Below are 16,894 nucleotides of genomic sequence, written 5' to 3'. Positions count from 1 at the left end.
GCCGCAAGCGCGCGAAGGCCCGCGCCCACGCCGGCTTGCGTTCGCGCCGCCACGTCCTCCGTGGCGGACGCGGCAGCAGCGGATGCTCAACCCACCCACACCCGTGCGTTGCGGAACATGCGTAGCCACGGCGAAGCGTCCGCCCAGCCCTTAGGGTGCCAGCTGAGGTTCAGCGAGCGCGGGGTGCGCTCGGGATGCGGCATCAGGATCGTCACCCGGCCGTCGTCGCTGGTCAGGCCGGTGATGCCCTCGGGCGAGCCGTTCGGATTCAGCGGATAGCGCTGCGCGACCTCGCCGTTACCGTCCACGAAACGTAGCGCCACGCGCGCGGCGGCCTGATCCACGGCATTGTCGAACTCGGCGCGGCCTTCGCCGTGCGCCACCGCCACCGGGATCCGCGAGCCGGCCATGCCGCGCAGGAAGATCGAGGGCGATTCCACCACTTCCAGCAGGCTGGTACGCGCCTCGAACTGCTCGCTGCGGTTGCGCAGGAAACGCGGCCAGTGCTCGGCGCCGGGGATGATGTCCTTGAGCTGGCTGAGCATCTGGCAGCCGTTGCACACGCCCAGCGCGAAGCTGTCGGGGCGCGCGAAGAACGCCGCGAACGCATCGCGCAACGCCGGCCGCTCCAGGATCGAAGTGGCCCAACCGCGGCCGGCGCCGAGCACGTCGCCGTAGCTGAAACCGCCGCAGGCGGCCAGGCCGGTGAAATCGGCCAGGTCCACGCGGCCGGCGATCAGGTCGCTCATGTGCACGTCGAAGGCGCGGAAGCCGGCGCGCTCGAATGCATGGGCCATCTCGATCTGACCGTTGACGCCCTGCTCGCGCAGGATCGCCACCTTCGGCCGCTGGCCGCTGGCGACGAACGGCGCGGCCACGTCCTCGGCCGGGTCGAAGGCCAGCTTCGGCTTCAGCCCCGGCGCGGCGAAATCGCGCGCCACCGCGCGTTCCTCGTCGGCGCTGTCGGGGTTGTCGCGCAGCTTCTGCATCGCGTGGCTCACCGACCACCACGCGTCGAACAGTTCCTCCCAGCGCCATTCGGCCAGGATCTTGCCGGCCAGCCCCACGCGCACCACCGCGGCGGTGCTGGGACGGGCGATGCGCTGCGCACACTCGGTCAGCGCATGCCGCTCGATCAGATCGGCGAACGCGGCACGGTCCTCGTTGGCGACCTGCACCACCGCGCCCAGTTCCTCGTTGAACAGGCTGCGGAACGGATCGTCGCCCCAGGCATCGAGGTTGATCTCCAGGCCCTGGCGCGCGGCGAACGCCATCTCGCACAGGGTGGCGAAGGCGCCGCCGTCGCTGCGGTCGTGGTAGGCCAGCAGCAGCCCGGCCTCGCGCGCATCGCGGATCAGTTCGAAGAACGCGCGCAGGCGCTGCGCATCGTCCAGGTCCGGCACCGCGCCGCCGAACGCCGGCACGCCGCCCTCGGCATGCACCTGCGCCAGCACCGACCCGCCGAGGCGCTGCTTGCCGCCGCCCAGCCCGATCAGCCACAGCTCGCTCTCCGCCTCGCGCGCCAGCAACGGCGTCAGCTGCGCGCGCGCGTCGGCCACCGGGGCGAACGCGGTGACGATGAGGGAGACGGGCGAAACGCTTTTATGCGTTTCGCCGGGACTCGGGACAGCAGTGGCATCGGCATTGCGGAACGGGGCGGAATCAGGCTCTTGCTCTTGCCGAGTCCCGAGTCCCGAGTCCCGAGTCCCGGCTACCACCCACTGCGCCTGCATCGACAACGAATCCTTGCCGACCGGAATGCTCAGGTCCAGCTGCGGGCACAGTTCCATGCCCACTGCCTTGACCGCGGCGTACAGCCGCGCGTCCTCGCCGGGGTGGTTGGCCGCGGCCATCCAGTTCGCCGACAGCTTGACCTGGGCCAGCGCCTCGACCGGCGCCGCGCACAGGTTGGTGATCGCCTCGCCGACCGCCATGCGCGCCGCGGCGGCGGCATCGAGCAGCGCCAGCGGGGTGCGCTCGCCGATCGCCATCGCTTCGCCGGCATGGGTGTCGAACCCGGCCAGGGTGATCGCGCAGTCGGCCAGCGGCAGCTGCCACGGACCGATCATCTGCTCGCGCGCGGTCAGGCCGCCGACGCTGCGGTCGCCGATCGTGACCAGGAAGCTCTTCGCCGCCACCGCCGGATGCGCCAACACGCGCAGCCCGGCGTCGCGCAGGTCCAGCGTGTCGGTGTCCAGCTCCGGCCAACGCGGCGCCGGCGGCTGCCGGGCATCGCGGTGCATCTTCGGCGGCTTGCCGAACAGCACGTCCATCGGCAGGTCGATGGGGTGGTCGCGGGACGCGGAAGAAGCGGGGTCAGCGGAAAGGGCAAGATCTACGGTCGGCGCATGCAGGGTGCTTACCGCCTGCATTTGCTCCATCCGAGTCCCGAGTCCCGAGTCCCGAGTCCCGAGCACCCCATGGCCCACCACCAGCCGCTCCTCCGCCGTCGCCACGCCGACCGCGGCGAACGGGCAGCGCTCGCGTTCGCAGATCGCGGCGAATTCGGCCAGACGCGCCTGCGGTACGCCGAGCACGTAGCGCTCCTGCGATTCGTTGCACCACAGCTGCATCGGCGACAGCGACGGGTCGTCGCTGGGCACACGGTCCAGGTCGATGATGCCGCCCACGCCGGAGTCGTGCAGCAGTTCGGGAATCGCGTTGGACAGGCCGCCGGCGCCGACATCGTGGAACCAGCGGATCGGGTTGTCGGCGCCCAGCGCCACGCAGCGGTCGATGACCTCCTGCACGCGCCGCTCCATCTCCGGGTTGTCGCGCTGCACGCTGGCGAAATCCAGGTCCTCGGCGCTGTCGCCGGAAGCCACCGAACTGGCCGCGCCGCCGCCCAGGCCGATCAGCATCGCCGGGCCGCCGAGCACGATCACCGCATCGCCCGGCTGCAGGCGGATCTTCTCGACCTGGATGCGGTCGATCGCGCCGAGGCCGCCGGCCAGCATGATCGGCTTGTCGTAGGCGCGGGTCAGGTCCAGCGTCTCGGGCAGTTCGAAGCTGCGGAAATAGCCGAGCAGGTTGGGCCGGCCGAATTCGTTGTTGAACGCGGCGCCGCCGAGCGGGGCCTCGAGCATGATCTCCAGCGCCGGGGCCATGCGCGGGTTCAACGGGCGTGCGGCTTCCCACGGCTGCGGCAGGGTCGGAATGCGCAGGTGCGAGACGCTGAAGCCGGTCAGGCCGGCCTTGGGCTTGCCGCCGCGGCCGGTGGCGCCCTCGTCGCGGATCTCGCCGCCGGCGCCGGTGGCGGCGCCCGGGAACGGCGCGATCGCGGTCGGGTGGTTGTGGGTCTCGACCTTGATGCAGAACGCCGACGGCGTCACCGGCTCGCTGCGGTATTCGCCGCTGACCGGGTCCGGGCGGTAGCGCGCGGCCGGATGGCCTTCCACCACCGCCGCATTGTCGCTGTACGCGCTGAGCGTGTGCTGCGGGGTCTGCTGGTGGGTGTGCTTGATCATCCGGAACAGCGAGCGTTCCTGCGCCTTGCCGTCGATGCTCCAGCTGGCGTTGAAGATCTTGTGCCGGCAGTGCTCGGAATTGGCCTGCGCGAACATCATCAGCTCGACGTCGGCCGGATCGCGGCCGAGGTCGCCGAAGCGCTGGCGCAGGTAGTCGATCTCGTCCTGGGCCAGGGCCAGGCCCAGCCGCGCGTTGGCCGCGTCCAGCTGGTCCAGCGCGATGCGCTCGACGGCGCCACGCAGCGGCGCCTGGAACAGCGCCTGCGCCTGCGCCGCGCCATCCAGCAGCGACTGGGTCATCGGGTCGTGCAGCAGCTTGGCCAGCGCCGCCTGCTGGAGGGCATCTTTTGGCCAGCCGGCCAAGTCCAGGCGGGTGCCGCGCTCCACCCGGCGGATCGCCAGGCCGGCGCCGCGCAGCAGTTCGGTGGCCTTGCTCGACCACGGCGAGCGCGTGCCCAGCCGCGGCACCACGTAGCGCGAGCAGGTGCTCGCCTCGGCCACGGCCGGCACGTCCTGCGCCTGCAGGATGCGCTGCGCGGCGGCGCTATCCACCGCGGCGTCGGCATCGCTGTCGACGAAGTAGACGTGCCAGGCGCCGGCGATGCGCACACCGGGAACGACGGAGTGCAGGCGGGTTTCGAGCCGAGCGCGGCGGAACGGCGAAAGGGCGGAAGCGCCCTCGAGGACGATCATGTCCGGGGAACCGTGTGAGGTAAACGGGCTGTGTAGTGTAGCCGGGACTCGGGACTCGGGACTCGGGACTCGCAAAAGCAGTTTCCGACGACCGGAAAAAACCCAAGAAAATCAGGAACTAGTTCGCAAGGAACGCATCGTTCGCCGACAACGGATCAGCCACCCGGAACCCGCTTTCCCGAGTCCCGAGTCCCGACAGCTCAGCGACTCCCCCCCGCCCGACCCGCCTCGGCCGCCCGCTTGTCCAGCGCCTCGCGCAGCTGCGCCGGCGGCAGGTAGCCGCCGAGCTGGGTGCCGTCCGGGGCGAAGATCGCCGGGGTGCCGTTGACACCCAGGCGCTGGCCCAGGTTGTACTGCATGGTCACCGGATTCTTGCAGCTGGTCGCGCTCGGCACCTTGCCGTTGGCCTTGGCCTCGGTCAGCGCCTTCTTCTTGTCGGCTGCGCACCACACCGCGACCATGTCCTTGTAGTCCTGGCTGCCCAGGCCCATGCGCGGGAACGCCAGGTACTCCACCGCAATGCCCTGCTTGTTGAGCTCGGCGATCTCGCTGTGCAGCTTGCGGCAGTAGCCGCATTCGATGTCGGTGAACACGCTGATGGTGTACTTCGGGTTGGTCGGGGCGAACACGATGCGCTCGGCACGCGGCGCCGATTCCAGCAGCTTGCGGCGGTAGCTCAGCAAGCCTTCGCTGGAGGCGACCTGCCTTTCCTGAATGTCGAACGGCTGCGCCTGGAACAGGTAGCGGCCGTCGTCGGACACGTACAGCACCTGCCCGCCGACCACCACTTCGCGGAAGCCAGGGAACGGCGCGGCGCCGATGAAGTCGGGCTTGAAGTTCGGATCCAGCTGCAGCAGCGCCGCACGCACGCGCTGGTCGCCCGGGGCGCCAGCAGCGGCAACGGCCGGCTTGGCCGGGGCGGCGGCAGCGCCGGTGGGCGAAGCCGGCTGCGCACAGGCGGAAAGGGTGGTGGCGCCCAGCAGCGCAAACAGAGCAAAACGGAGCATTGGCTATCCATGAGGGCGGCGAATCGGTTGGATTGTCGCATACCGATTGGTCCGCTCCATGTAGCCAGCCTGAGCGGCCGCGGCACCGCCCGCGCAAGCGGACACAGGCGCAGCGCGGGCGCCTCAGCCGCGCGGATGGTGCTTGCTGTGCAGCTTCTGCAGGTGTTCGCGCGCGACCAGGGTGTAGATCTGGGTGGTGGACAGCGAGCTGTGGCCGAGCAGCATCTGCAGCGCGCGCAGGTCGGCGCCGCGGTTGAGCAGGTGGGTGGCGAAGCTGTGGCGCAGCCCGTGCGGGCTGACCGCAGCCGGGTCGATGCCGGCCAGCGCCGCGTAGCGCTTGACCAGGCCCCAGAACTGCTGTCGGCTCAGCGGGTGCCGCGCCGCATCGATGAACATCGGCACGGTGCCGTCGCTGGCCGGCACCGCCTGCCCCGCCGCCAGCGCCGGCCGCGCCGTGTCCAGGTAGTGCTGCAGCCAGTGCTGCGATTCCTCGCCCAGAGGCACCAGGCGTTCCTTGCTGCCCTTGCCGGTGACCCGCAACACGCCCTGGCGCAGGTTCACCGCGTTCGCCGGCAGGTTGACCAGCTCGCTGACCCGCAGCCCGGCCGCGTACATCAGCTCGAGCATGGCGCGGTCGCGCAGGCCGGCCGGATCGGCGGCGTCCGGTGCCTCCAGCAGCGCGTCGATCTGGCTTTCGGCCAGCGCCTTGGGCAGGGAGCGCGGCAGCTTGGGCGGGTCGATCAGCGCGGTCGGGTCGTCGCTGCGCTCGCCGCGGCGCAGGCGCAAGGCGAAGAACGCGCGCAGCGAGGACAGCCAGCGCGCGTTGCTGCGCTGCGAATAGCCCAGCCGGGTGCGCCAGGCCAGGTAGTCGAACAAGGCCTGACGATCAGCCCCGGGCAGGCCGCCGCCGGCACCGTCGCGCCAGCGCGCGAAGCCTTCCAGGTCGCGCCGGTAGCTGTCCAGACTCTGCCGCGCCAGCCCCTGCTCGGCCCAGGCCGTGTCCAGGAACTGCTGGATCGCGACGGCATCGGCATCGCGCAGCGGGGCGAGCCGTTGCGCCTGTTGGCGGCGCTCGGCGGGGGTACGGAGTTCGGGCATCGGGGGAGCTTACGGGACTCGGGAGCTTTCGGGACTCGGGACTCGGGACTCGGCAAAGCCTAGCCCCGACTTCGCGTGGCGCAAGGCGGGGGCTGCGCCGATCGCGATGGCGGCCGGTGACGTGCTGCTGGTGCTGCCGCTAAGCTGTGGCGATGACCGCCGCGTCCACCGCCACCGCTTCCCGTCCGCGCGCGCTGCTGCCGTGGCGGCTGCTGGCGCTGTTCTACGATGCCTGGCCGGTGCTGGCGCTATGGTTCGCGATCTCCGCGCTGTTCACCCTGGGCTATACGCTCGAAGGCCACGCGCCGCGCGAGAACATCGCGCCGTTCAGCGCCCTGCAGTGGCTGTTGTGGCTGTGCTGCTGGCTGGCCGCCGGGCTGTACGCGACGCTGAGCTGGCGCCGCGGCGGCCAGACCCTGGGCATGCGCCCGTGGCGGCTGCGCCTGCATGGGGCCGATGGCGGCACGCCGAGCTGGGGCGCGCTGTGGCGGCGCTACCTGGTCGGCACGCTGTCGCTGCTGCTGGGCGGGCTGGGCTTCTGGTGGGCGCTGCTGGATCGCGAACGGCTGACGTGGCACGACCGCGCCAGCGGCACACAGTTGGTTCGACTTCCGAAGAAGCCCTGACCGAAAAACATGGGCGCGCGGCGGCGCGGCGAACTCCGTTGGAGCTTCCAGGCCACTGCGGCGCGGCACGACCGTGCCAGCGGCACGCCGCTGGTTCGACTTCCGAAGCAAAAGCCCTAAAAACCGCAGCACACGGGCGCGCGGCGGATCCAAGCCTGTTCGGATCCCCTGTGGCGGGAAGCGCTGCTGCTGCGATGACGCAGAAGCAGGTGCGGCCGGCGGGCCGCGGAGCCTGGAACATCCGGAGGCTAAAGCCGCTTCGTCAAAAGCAGCGCTGCCTGCTCCGATGTGCGCTCCGCCACGGTGTAGCCCAGTGCGCCGAACAAGGCGAGCGATGCCGTATTGCCAGCATCGATGTCGGCTTCGAGCCGGGCCAAGCCCAGCCGCTCCTTCGCGAACGCCTGCACCGCGCCGACCGCTTCGCGCATGAAGCCCTGCCGCCAATATGCCGCCGCCAGCAGGCAGCCCACTTCCGCCACCGTTTCGCGGAAGTTATGCAGCCCCACTGTGCCGATCAACACGTCGTCGGACCTGCGGGCCATGCCCCACTCGACCGCCTGGTCCGCGCTGAATCCCCGCGCCATGCCCTCGATAGTCTGCACGTAATGCTCGGCACGCGCGAACACCGGATCGGAGGCATGGCGCATCACCTGCGGATCGCCATAGATCGCGCGCAGCCTGTCCAGATCGGCGATACGCACCTGCCGCAGTGTCAGCCGGTCGGTCTCGAGCGAAGGAAACTCGACCGGAAATCGCCGCATCAGGCCTGGCACGGCGTGCGTTCGCAGACGCCGCGACTCAACTGCTGCGTTTGCGGAACAACAGCCACGACACGGTCAGCATCACCAGCGGCGGCAACGCGTAGGCGATGCGGTAATCGAACTTGAGCGCGCCGGCCATGCGCCCGAAGAACAGCTGCAGCAGCCAGAACACCAGCGCGAACAGGATGCCCAGGAACAGGCGCTTGCCCATGCCGCCGCTGCGCAGCGCGCCGAACGCGAACGGGATCGCGGCGAAGCACAGCGCCAGCACATTGACCGGATAGAACCAGCGGCTCCAGTACTGGTCCTCGTAGTCGCGCGCGTCCAGGCCGTTGCGGCGCCGGTACTCGATGCTGGTGTTCAGGTCGTGCGCGGACAGGTTGCGTGGCTTGGCCAGGCCCGAGGCCAGCGCGGCGGCGTCCAGCCGCGAGGCCCACGGCAGGCTGTCGAACTTCTCGCGCTGCACCGCGCGCTCGGCGAAGGTATCGCGGTACACCTGCTTCAGGGTCCAGCCGCTGCTGCGGTGCTCGGCGGTGGTGGCGTGGGTCAGCGAGGCCAGGCGACCGGCCTGGTCCAGCGTGTACAGGCGCACGTCGCGCAGTTCCAGCCAGGTGCCGCCGGCCTCTTCCAGATGCTCTTCGCCGCTCTGCGCATTGAGGAAGGTGTCGCCTTCGCGCGCCCACAGCCCGGAGTAGCGGGCCATGCTCATGTTGCCGTTGTACTTGGCGTTGGCCTTGATCGCATCGGCCTGGTTCTGCGCCCACGGCGCCAGGGTCTCGCCGCTGAACACCATCGCCACGGTCAGCACCGCCATTGTCGCCGCCGCGGCCACGCTCAGCCGCCGCCGCGACAGGCCCAGCGCGCGCAGCGCGGTCAGCTCGGAGGTGGCCGCCAACTGGCCCAGGCCCATCAGCACGCCGATCACCGCGCCGGTCGGGAACAGGGTGTAGGCGCGCCGCGGCACGGTGTAGGCGACGAACGCCACGGCGTGGCCCAGGCTGTAGCTGCCCTTGCCGATGTCCTTGAATTCGTTGGACAAGGCCATGATCACGTCGAGCCCGAGCAACACCGCCCAGGTCAGCAGGACGGTGCCGAGCACGGCGCGGCCGACGTAGACGTCGTGCAGGTTCGGACGCAGCCTCATGCCGCCTGCCTCCGCGGCCGCGACAGCTGGCCGTCGCGCAGATAGGTCCACACCGCCAGCACCAGCAGCGGCACGGTCAGCCACCACAGGCCCAGCGCGCGCGGCAGCTTATCGGTGCTCAGCCACTGGGTGCCGATGAACATCAGGTTGGTGCCGACCAGATAGGCCAGGAACGCCAGCATGATCCGGCCGTAGCGCTGCTGCCGCGGCGAGCTGCGCGACAGCGGCAGGGTCAGCAGGGCGAAGGCCAGCGCCAGCAGCGGCGGGGCGATGCGCGCGTGCAACTGCGCATTGGCCTGCGGCCGCGGGTCGCCGATCAGCTTGGCGGTGGGCAATAGCTCGGGATCGTCGTCCTTGCGCGCCTCGCTGCGGTCGGGCAGGGCCACGTCGTTGCTGACGTAGCGCATCAGCCGGTAGTCCATGTCGACGCCGGCCAGCGGCCCTTCCACGCGGTAGCCGTCCTCCAGGCGCAGGTAGCGGTCGGCCTTGCCTTCGAAGAACATCGCGCCGCGCTGCGCGGTGACCACGTCCAGGCGGCCGTCCTTCTGGCGCTGCATGAACACCTTGCCCAGCTTGGTGCCGTCGCCGGACAGGGTGCTGATGTAGACGATGCCGCCGTCGGACAGCGGGGTGAAGCGCCCAGCCTCCAGGCCCGCCATCAGCAGGCTGCGGTTGGCTTCGTCGATCAGCCGGTCGGAGGTGCGGTCGGCCCAGGGACCCAGCCACAGCGAGCACAGCCCGACCAGGACCACCACCGGCACCACCAGCATCAGGATCGGCCGCAGCAGGCGCCGCGGGCCGACGCCGATGGCGGTGATCACCGCCATTTCCGAGTCGCGGTACAGCCGCGCCAGCGCCAGCAGCAGGCCCAGCATCAGCGCCAGCGGCAGGATCAGCGGCAGATACACCACGAATTGCAGGCCCAACTGCGAAAACAGCAGCTTGGCCGGGATGCGGCCATCGGCGATGTTGCCCAGGATGTCGACCAGCACACCGCCGACGCTGACCACCAGCAGCACGATGAGGGTGGCCAGGAAGCTCTGGATGAAATCGCGCAGCAGGTATCGATCGAGCTTCGGCATGGGGGTGGGTTGATTTAGACTCTCGGATTCGTTCGCGGCGGAGCCAGCCTAACCCGGCTGGACCTAAACAGCCCGCGATTGTACGGATTTGCCAACGGAATCTGATCAATGGCCCTGGAATTCACCCTGAACCACGACGCCCCGGCGACTGCGGCGTTCGATTGCATCGTCGTCGGCGTGTTCGCCGACAAGCGCTTGTCGCCTGCCGCCCAGGCCCTGGATGCGGCCAGCGGCGGACGCCTGACCGCCCTGGCCGGCCGCGGCGACCTCAGCGGCAAGACCGGCGCCAGCGCGCTGCTGCACGACCTGCCCGGGGTGACCGCGCCGCGCGTGCTGGTGGTCGGCCTGGGCGAGGCCGCCAAGTTCGGCGTGCCGCAGTACCTGAAAGCGGTCGGCGACGCGGCGCGCGCGCTGAAGAGCGGGCCGGCGGCCAGGGCGCTGTTCACCCTGTCCGAACTGGAGATCAAGGGCCGCGACCAGGCCTGGGCGATCCGCCAGGCGGTGATCGCCAGCGACCACGCCTGCTACCGCTACACCGCCACCCTGGGCAAGAAGAGGCCCGACGACGGCGGCCTGGCCAGCCTGGCCGTGCTCGGCCAGGACGCCACCGCGCTGACCCAGGGCCAGGCCATCGCCGCCGGCGTGACATTCGCCCGCGAGCTCGGCAACCTGCCGCCGAACCTGTGCACCCCGGCCTACCTGGCCGAGACCGCCGCGGCGTTCGCCTACGGCATCGACGGCGCCGAAGCCGAGATCCTCGACGAAACGCAGATGCAGGAACTGGGCATGGGCTCGCTGCTGGCGGTGGCGCGCGGCTCGGCCAACCGCCCGCGGCTGCTGGTACTGAAGTGGAACGGCGGCGGCGACGCCAAGCCCTACGTGCTGGTCGGCAAGGGCATCACCTTCGACACCGGCGGCGTCAACCTGAAGACCCAGGGCGGCATCGAGGAAATGAAGTACGACATGTGCGGCGGCGCCAACGTCATCGGCACCTTCGTCGCCGCGGCGACCGCGCGCCTGCCGCTGAACCTGGTGGTGGTGGTGCCGGCGGTGGAAAACGCGATCGACGGCGACGCCTACCGCCCCTCCGACGTGATCACCAGCATGTCCGGCAAGACCATCGAAGTCGGCAACACCGACGCCGAAGGCCGCCTGATCCTGTGCGACGCACTGACCTACGCCGAGCGCTTCAACCCCGAGGCGCTGATCGACGTGGCTACCCTCACCGGCGCCTGCATGGTCGCCCTCGGCCACCAGACCGCCGGCCTGATGAGCAAGCACGACGACCTGGCCAACGAGTTGCTGGCGGCCGGCGAGCACGTGTTCGACCGCGCCTGGCGCCTGCCGCTGTGGGACGAATACCAGGGCCTGCTCGATTCCAGCTTCGCCGACGTCTACAACATCGGCGGCCGCTGGGCCGGCGCCATCACCGCCGGCTGCTTCCTGTCGCGCTTCACCGAAGGCCAGCGCTGGGCGCACCTGGACATCGCCGGCGTGGCCAGCGACGAAGGCAAGCGCGGCATGGCGACCGGGCGGCCGGTGGGGTTGTTGAGTCAGTGGTTGCTGGATAGAGCCGGGACTCGGGACTCGGGACTCGGGACTCGGTAAGGCGCTACCATGTCATTCTCCCGAACCTGCGTCAGCACCGGCAGGATCTTGCTGGATTCCAGAAAGAGTCGCCGTTACTCGCGAACCCGCTTTCCGAGTCCCGAGTCCCGGGTCCGGAGTCCCGCCCCCTGATGCGCGCCGACTTCTACCTGATCGCCAAGCCGCGCTTCCTCACCGAGCCGCTGCGGCTGGTCTGCGAGCTGGCGCGCAAGGCCAACGACGCCAACCTGTGGACGCTGGTGCTGGCGCGCGACCAGGCGCAGGCCGAGGAGCTGGACGAACTGCTGTGGGCATTCGACGACGACGCCTACATTCCGCACCAGATCGCCGGCGCCGATGTCGACGAGGAAGAGGCGCAGGTGCTGATCGTCCCGCCCGGCGTGGAAGCGCCGTCGCGCGCGCTGGTGATCAACCTGCGCGACGACGCCTACCTTGGCACCTGCGAGCGCGTGCTGGAAGTGGTCCCGGCCGACCCCGCCGCGCGCGAACCGCTGCGCGAACGCTGGAAACAGTACAAGGCGCTGGGCTTCGAACTCAGCAAATACGACATGTGAGGCAATGCAATGGCGCTGATCGAAGGGTTCCGTGTTCGCAATTACCGAGCACTGCGTGATATCACGCTGGGTAAGCTTTCCACTGAGCAGAAGGTCGCCCCGTTGTCTCCCTTCACGGTGGTCATCGGCAAGAATGGCGCTGGCAAGAGCACCTTGTTCGATGCATTCGGCTTCGTCGCCGATTGCCTGTCCACCAACGTGGAGTCGGCCTGCGATGCCAAGCAGCGCGGCGGTTTCGAGCGGATGCGTTCTCAGGGAATCGAAGAGCCCATCCGCTTCGATATCTATTACCGCGAGGCGAATCAAGACCGCCCCATCACCTACGAGCTAGCCATCAACGTGGACGAGGGCGGACGGCCTTTCGTGGAATCGGAAGTTCTTAAACAGCGCCGCAAGGGGCAGAAGTATGGAAGGCCCTATCCCTTCCTGCGCCTGCACCATGGCGTCGGCAAGGTCTGGGCCGGGGAAGAGGCGGTGGAAACGGACGGCGGCGAGGAAGACCGCGCGCAAGAAGACGTTGAACTGACCGATCTACGGCAACTAGGCATCGCCACGCTAGGGACGCTGAAAGAGCACCCGCGCATCAAGCGCTTCCGTGATTTCCTGAAGGGCTGGTACCTGTCGTACTTCCATCCGAATGCCGCCCGTTCGATTCCAACGGCCGGCCCGCAACGGCATCTCGACATCCATGGCGAGAACCTCGGCAATGTCGTGCAGTACATGGAGCGCGAGCACAAGGATCGCTTCCAGTCGATCCTGGACCGTATCGCCACCAAGATTCCCGGCGTGCACAGCATCAGCACGAAAGTGACAGACGACAAGCGCGTGCTGTTGCAGTTCAACGATGGCGCCTTCGCCGATCCATTCTATGCAAGCCAGATGTCCGATGGCACATTGAAGATCTTCGCCTACCTGCTGCTGATGGAAGATCCGGAGCCGCCGCCCTTCATCTGCATCGAGGAGCCGGAGAACGGCCTGTACCATCGTCTGCTCGACTCACTCGCGCGCGAATTACGCGCGCATGCGACCGGAAAGAAGAACGCGCCGCAGATCTTCGTCACCACGCACCAGCCCTATTTCGTGGATGCGCTCTCCCCAAAGGAAGTGTGGATCCTCGAAAAGAGCAGCAGTGGTTTCTCCACCATCCGCCGCGCTTCGGACATAGAACTGGTGCGCAACCTTGTGGACGAGGGACTGCCGCTGGGTGGGCTTTGGTACAGCGACTATCTGGACGCGAAATAAGCATGCACATCGAAGTCTTGGTGGAGGACAGTTCCGGGGCCAAACTGATCGGCATGCTGCTTCCCCGCGTTATCGGCGCGCATGGGCAGCCGCATACTTGGCGCATCCATGAGTACAAGGGCATCGGCCGGATTCCCCGCGGTCTTTCAAGCAACGCCGACCCGGCGAAGCGCGCGCTACTGGATCGATTGCCGAAAGTGCTCAACGGCTGTGGCAAGACACCCGGCATCGATGCCGTCGTCGTCGTTGTGGACAGCGACCAGCGCGACTGCGCTGCCTTCCTGAAGGAGCTGAAAGGCGTGCAGGCACGCTGCAAGTCAGCACCCGAAACCCTGTTCCGCCTGGCGATCGAGGAGATCGAAGCCTGGCTGCTGGGCGATCGGCAGGCGCTGCTCGCCGCTTATCCGAAGGCCCGGAAAGAGATCGTCAACGGCTACAGGCAAGACAGCCTCTGCGGGACTTGGGAACTGTTGGCGGACGCCATCCACCCCGGCGGATCGGCCGCGATTCGCAAGGCGGGGTGGCCATTGCCCGGCCAGCTCAAGCACGCCTGGGCCGAGCGGATCGGGCCGGAGATGGACGTGGAACGCAATCAATCCCCCAGCTTCCGCAAGTTCCGCGATGGGCTGCGTAAATTGACGGCGCAAGCCGCCTAGCGGAACCCAGGACCAACCCGCAAAAGCAGCACAAAAGCAAACCCACATCAACGCACTGCACTCCTTTCCCGCACTTTCTTTCCGGTTCCACCATGACTACCCTCGCCCCCAGCTACGACCCCACCTCCTTCGAATCGCGCCTGTACGCCCAGTGGGAAGCGGCCGGCTACTTCAAGCCGTCCGGGCAAGGCGAGGCGTACACGGTGCTGCTGCCGCCGCCGAACGTGACCGGCACCCTGCACATGGGCCACGCCTTCCAGCACACGCTGATGGATGCACTGGTGCGCTACCACCGCATGCGCGGCTACGACACGCTGTGGCAGGTCGGCAGCGACCACGCCGGCATCGCCACCGAGATGGTGGTGTCGCGCAACCTGGCGCTGGAAGGCAAGGGCGAAACCCGCGACGCGCTGGGGCGCGAGGGCTTCATCGCCAAGGTGTGGGAATGGAAGGCGCAGTCGGGCGACACCATCGAGCGGCAGATGCGCCGCCTGGGCGCCTCCGGCGACTGGTCGCGCAGCACCTTCACCATGGACCCGCAGCCGTCGGCGGCGGTGGTCGAGGCGTTCGTGCGCTGGCACGAGCAGGGCCTGATCTACCGCGGCCAGCGCCTGGTCAACTGGGACCCGGTGCTGAAGACCGCGATCTCCGACCTGGAAGTGGAGAACGTGGAGGAAGACGGTTTCCTGTGGTCGATCGCCTACGCGCTGGAGGACGGCGCCAGCTACGAGCACGTCGAGCACGATACCGACGGCAACGAGACCCTGCGCGAAACCCGCGACTCTCTGGTGGTGGCCACCACGCGCCCGGAAACGCTGCTCGGCGACACCGCGGTGATGGTGCACCCCCAGGACGAACGTTACGCGCACCTGATCGGCAAGACGGTGACGCTGCCGCTGACCGGTCGAAGCGTGCCGGTGATCGGCGACGACCACGTGGACCGCGCGTTCGGCACCGGCGTGGTCAAGGTGACGCCGGCGCACGATTTCAATGATTATCAGGTTGGCGTGCGCCACAGCCTGCCGATAATCAACCTGTTCACCCCAACCGCGGCGATCAACGACAACGCGCCGGAGAAGTATCGTGGCCTGGACCGCTACGACGCGCGCAAGGCGGTGCTGGCCGACCTGGAAGACCTCGGCCTGCTGATTGAGACCAAGCCGCACAAGCTGCAGGTGCCGCGCGGCGACCGCACCGGCCAGGTGATCGAGCCCTACCTCACCGACCAGTGGTTCGTGAAGATGGACGCGCTGGCCAAACGCGGCCTGGAACTGGTCGAGTCGGGCCAGATCACGTTCGTGCCGCCGAACTGGATCAACACCTATCGCCACTGGATGGAGAACATCCAGGACTGGTGCATCAGCCGACAGCTGTGGTGGGGCCATCGCATTCCGGCGTGGTTCGACGACGCCGGCACTTGCTACGTCGGTCGCGACGAGGGCGAGGCACGCGCGAAGCACGGCCTCGGCGCCGACATCGCCCTGCACCAGGACAACGACGTGCTGGAGACCTGGTTCTCCTCGCAGCTGTGGCCGTTCTCGACGATGGGCTGGCCCGATCCGCAGGCGATGGGCGAGCGCGGCTTCGACCGCTACCTACCGTCGAGCGTGCTGGTCACCGGCTTCGACATCATCTTCTTCTGGGTGGCGCGGATGATCATGGCCACCGACAGCTTCACCGGCCAGGTGCCGTTCCGCGACGTGTACATCACCGGCCTGATCCGCGACAAGGACGGGCAGAAGATGTCCAAGTCCAAGGGCAACGTGCTCGACCCGCTGGACATCATCGACGGCATCAGCATCGAGGATCTGGTCGCCAAGCGCACCACCGGGCTGATGCAGCCGCGCATGGCCGAGAAGATCGAGAAGGCCACGCGCAAGGAATTCCCCGAGGGCATCATCGCCCACGGCGCCGACGCGCTGCGCTTCACCATCGCCGCGCTGGCCGGCCACGGCCGCGACATCAAGTTCGACCTCGGCCGTGCCGAGGGCTACAAGAACTTCTGCAACAAGTTGTGGAATGCCAGCCGGTTCGTGCTCATGAACACGGAAGGGCGGGACGCGGGAGGCGGGACGCGGGACGCGGGACAGGCGCCGGTCACCGATGCCGAGAAGTGGATTCTGGTGCGGCTGGACAAGGTCATTGCCGAGGCGCAGGCGCATTACGCCGCCTACCGTTTCGATCTGCTGGCGCAGTGCCTGTACGAGTTCGCCTGGAACGAGTTCTGCGACTGGTTCCTGGAGCTGACCAAGCCGGCCTTGAACGGCGACGACGCCGCGGCCGCCGACAGCACCCGTCATACCCTGCTGCAGGTGCTGGAGACGCTGTTGCGCCTGCTGCATCCGCTGACCCCGTTCGTCACCGAGGAACTGTGGCAACAGGTGGCGCCGCGCCTGGGCATCGCCGCGCCGACCATCTCGCTGCAGCCTTATCCGCGCACCGGCGACCTGGACGTGAGCGCCTACGCCGGCGCCGAAGCCGACATCGAGTGGCTCAAGGCGATGGTCTCGGCGCTGCGCCGGGTGCGCAGCGAACTCAACGTGCCACCGTCCAGGCTGGTGCCGCTGCTGCTGCAGGGCGGCCACGCCGAGGACCGCGCGCGGGTGGAACGCTTCGCCTCGCAGCTGAAGTTCCTGCTGCGGCTGGAGACGATCCAGGGGCTGGACGCGGCGCAGGACGCACCGCCGGCCGCCGCGGCGATCGTCGGCGAGCTGCGGCTGCTGGTGCCGCTGGAAGGACTGGTCGACCTGGATGCCGAGCGCACTCGCCTGGACAAGGAGATCAAGCGCGTGGATGCGGAAATCGGCAAGTGCAACGGCAAGCTCGGCAACGCCACCTTCGTGCAGAACGCACCGGCGGCGGTGGTCGAGCAGGAGCGCGCGCGCCTGGCCGACTGGACCACGCAACTGGCCGGCCTGCGCGAGCAGCGCGCCAAGCTGTAAGTCGCGGACAGGCG

At 68.7% G+C, this 16,894-nt stretch carries 12 protein-coding genes; 6 read left to right on the top strand and 6 right to left on the bottom strand.

Annotation, left to right across the window (positions count from 1 at the left end; all coding sequences use genetic code 11):
- Positions 1-86 precede the first annotated feature (86 nt).
- From purL to xerD, 3 genes are all read right to left on the bottom strand, one after another.
- Complete coding sequence (gene purL, locus ISN38_RS13290; RefSeq protein ID WP_206711845.1) at positions 87-4,160, bottom strand: phosphoribosylformylglycinamidine synthase; 4,074 nt, start codon at positions 4,158-4,160, stop codon at positions 87-89.
- Positions 4,161-4,360: 200 nt separating this feature from the next.
- Positions 4,361-5,167, bottom strand: a complete 807-nt coding sequence (locus tag ISN38_RS13285; RefSeq protein ID WP_003466834.1) for a DsbC family protein — start codon at positions 5,165-5,167, stop codon at positions 4,361-4,363.
- 123 nt (positions 5,168-5,290) lie between these two features.
- Positions 5,291-6,265, bottom strand: a complete 975-nt coding sequence (gene xerD, locus ISN38_RS13280) for a site-specific tyrosine recombinase XerD (RefSeq protein WP_003466831.1) — start codon at positions 6,263-6,265, stop codon at positions 5,291-5,293.
- A 152-nt stretch (positions 6,266-6,417) separates the two neighbouring features.
- On the opposite strand from xerD, the gene ISN38_RS13275 reads away from it, so the two are divergent.
- Positions 6,418-6,891: an RDD family protein gene (locus tag ISN38_RS13275; RefSeq protein ID WP_003466830.1), complete on the top strand. Its 474-nt coding sequence runs from the start codon at positions 6,418-6,420 to the stop codon at positions 6,889-6,891.
- Between the two features lie 248 nt (positions 6,892-7,139).
- Here the strand turns inward: ISN38_RS13275 and ISN38_RS13270 are convergent, their stop codons facing one another.
- Genes ISN38_RS13270 through lptF form a run of 3 tightly spaced genes read right to left on the bottom strand, consistent with a single transcriptional unit; the run spans position 7,140 to position 9,878 of the window.
- Positions 7,140-7,664: a GNAT family N-acetyltransferase gene (locus tag ISN38_RS13270; RefSeq protein WP_139115882.1), complete on the bottom strand. Its 525-nt coding sequence runs from the start codon at positions 7,662-7,664 to the stop codon at positions 7,140-7,142.
- Positions 7,665-7,689: 25 nt separating this feature from the next.
- The gene (gene lptG, locus ISN38_RS13265) at positions 7,690-8,796 is read right to left on the bottom strand and encodes an LPS export ABC transporter permease LptG (protein WP_003466828.1); all 1,107 of its coding nucleotides are present in this window, start codon (positions 8,794-8,796) and stop codon (positions 7,690-7,692) included.
- On the bottom strand, positions 8,793-9,878 hold the full coding sequence (lptF, locus tag ISN38_RS13260; protein WP_058362485.1) for an LPS export ABC transporter permease LptF: 1,086 nt from the start codon (positions 9,876-9,878) through the stop codon (positions 8,793-8,795). The genes lptG and lptF overlap by 4 nt, the downstream gene beginning before the upstream one ends.
- A 108-nt stretch (positions 9,879-9,986) precedes the next feature.
- Here lptF and ISN38_RS13255 point away from each other — a divergent pair, with 108 nt between their 5' ends.
- The 5 genes from ISN38_RS13255 to ISN38_RS13235 all read left to right on the top strand — a co-directional run bounded on the left by ISN38_RS13255 (position 9,987) and on the right by ISN38_RS13235 (position 16,880).
- Positions 9,987-11,486: a leucyl aminopeptidase gene (locus ISN38_RS13255; protein ID WP_058363639.1), complete on the top strand. Its 1,500-nt coding sequence runs from the start codon at positions 9,987-9,989 to the stop codon at positions 11,484-11,486.
- A gap of 128 nt (positions 11,487-11,614) precedes the next feature.
- Positions 11,615-12,040, top strand: coding sequence for a DNA polymerase III subunit chi (locus ISN38_RS13250; RefSeq protein ID WP_038236895.1), 426 nt, complete (start codon positions 11,615-11,617; stop codon positions 12,038-12,040).
- A 9-nt stretch (positions 12,041-12,049) separates the two neighbouring features.
- Complete coding sequence (locus tag ISN38_RS13245; RefSeq protein ID WP_003466821.1) at positions 12,050-13,282, top strand: AAA family ATPase; 1,233 nt, start codon at positions 12,050-12,052, stop codon at positions 13,280-13,282.
- A 2-nt stretch (positions 13,283-13,284) separates the two neighbouring features.
- Positions 13,285-13,938: a DUF4276 family protein gene (locus ISN38_RS13240; RefSeq protein ID WP_003466820.1), complete on the top strand. Its 654-nt coding sequence runs from the start codon at positions 13,285-13,287 to the stop codon at positions 13,936-13,938.
- A gap of 92 nt (positions 13,939-14,030) precedes the next feature.
- The gene (locus ISN38_RS13235) at positions 14,031-16,880 is read left to right on the top strand and encodes a valine--tRNA ligase (RefSeq protein ID WP_047325314.1); all 2,850 of its coding nucleotides are present in this window, start codon (positions 14,031-14,033) and stop codon (positions 16,878-16,880) included.
- The last annotated feature ends 14 nt before the right edge of the window (positions 16,881-16,894 follow it).

The organism is Xanthomonas translucens pv. undulosa, assembly GCF_017301775.1.
GTDB classification, from domain to species: Bacteria; Pseudomonadota; Gammaproteobacteria; order Xanthomonadales; family Xanthomonadaceae; genus Xanthomonas_A; species Xanthomonas_A translucens.
Note: the sequence above shows the minus strand (reverse complement) of the source record. Positions and strands in the feature narration are given on the sequence as shown.

Coding starts and splice junctions, on each gene's coding strand:
- ISN38_RS13245 (WP_003466821.1), top strand. CDS start 12,050: ATGGCGCTGATCGAAGGGTTCCGTGTTCGCAATTACCGAGCACTGCGT.
- ISN38_RS13275 (WP_003466830.1), top strand. CDS start 6,418: ATGACCGCCGCGTCCACCGCCACCGCTTCCCGTCCGCGCGCGCTGCTG.
- purL (WP_206711845.1), bottom strand. CDS start 4,160: ATGATCGTCCTCGAGGGCGCTTCCGCCCTTTCGCCGTTCCGCCGCGCT.
- ISN38_RS13235 (WP_047325314.1), top strand. CDS start 14,031: ATGACTACCCTCGCCCCCAGCTACGACCCCACCTCCTTCGAATCGCGC.
- lptF (WP_058362485.1), bottom strand. CDS start 9,878: ATGCCGAAGCTCGATCGATACCTGCTGCGCGATTTCATCCAGAGCTTC.
- xerD (WP_003466831.1), bottom strand. CDS start 6,265: ATGCCCGAACTCCGTACCCCCGCCGAGCGCCGCCAACAGGCGCAACGG.
- ISN38_RS13285 (WP_003466834.1), bottom strand. CDS start 5,167: ATGCTCCGTTTTGCTCTGTTTGCGCTGCTGGGCGCCACCACCCTTTCC.
- ISN38_RS13240 (WP_003466820.1), top strand. CDS start 13,285: ATGCACATCGAAGTCTTGGTGGAGGACAGTTCCGGGGCCAAACTGATC.
- lptG (WP_003466828.1), bottom strand. CDS start 8,796: ATGAGGCTGCGTCCGAACCTGCACGACGTCTACGTCGGCCGCGCCGTG.
- ISN38_RS13255 (WP_058363639.1), top strand. CDS start 9,987: ATGGCCCTGGAATTCACCCTGAACCACGACGCCCCGGCGACTGCGGCG.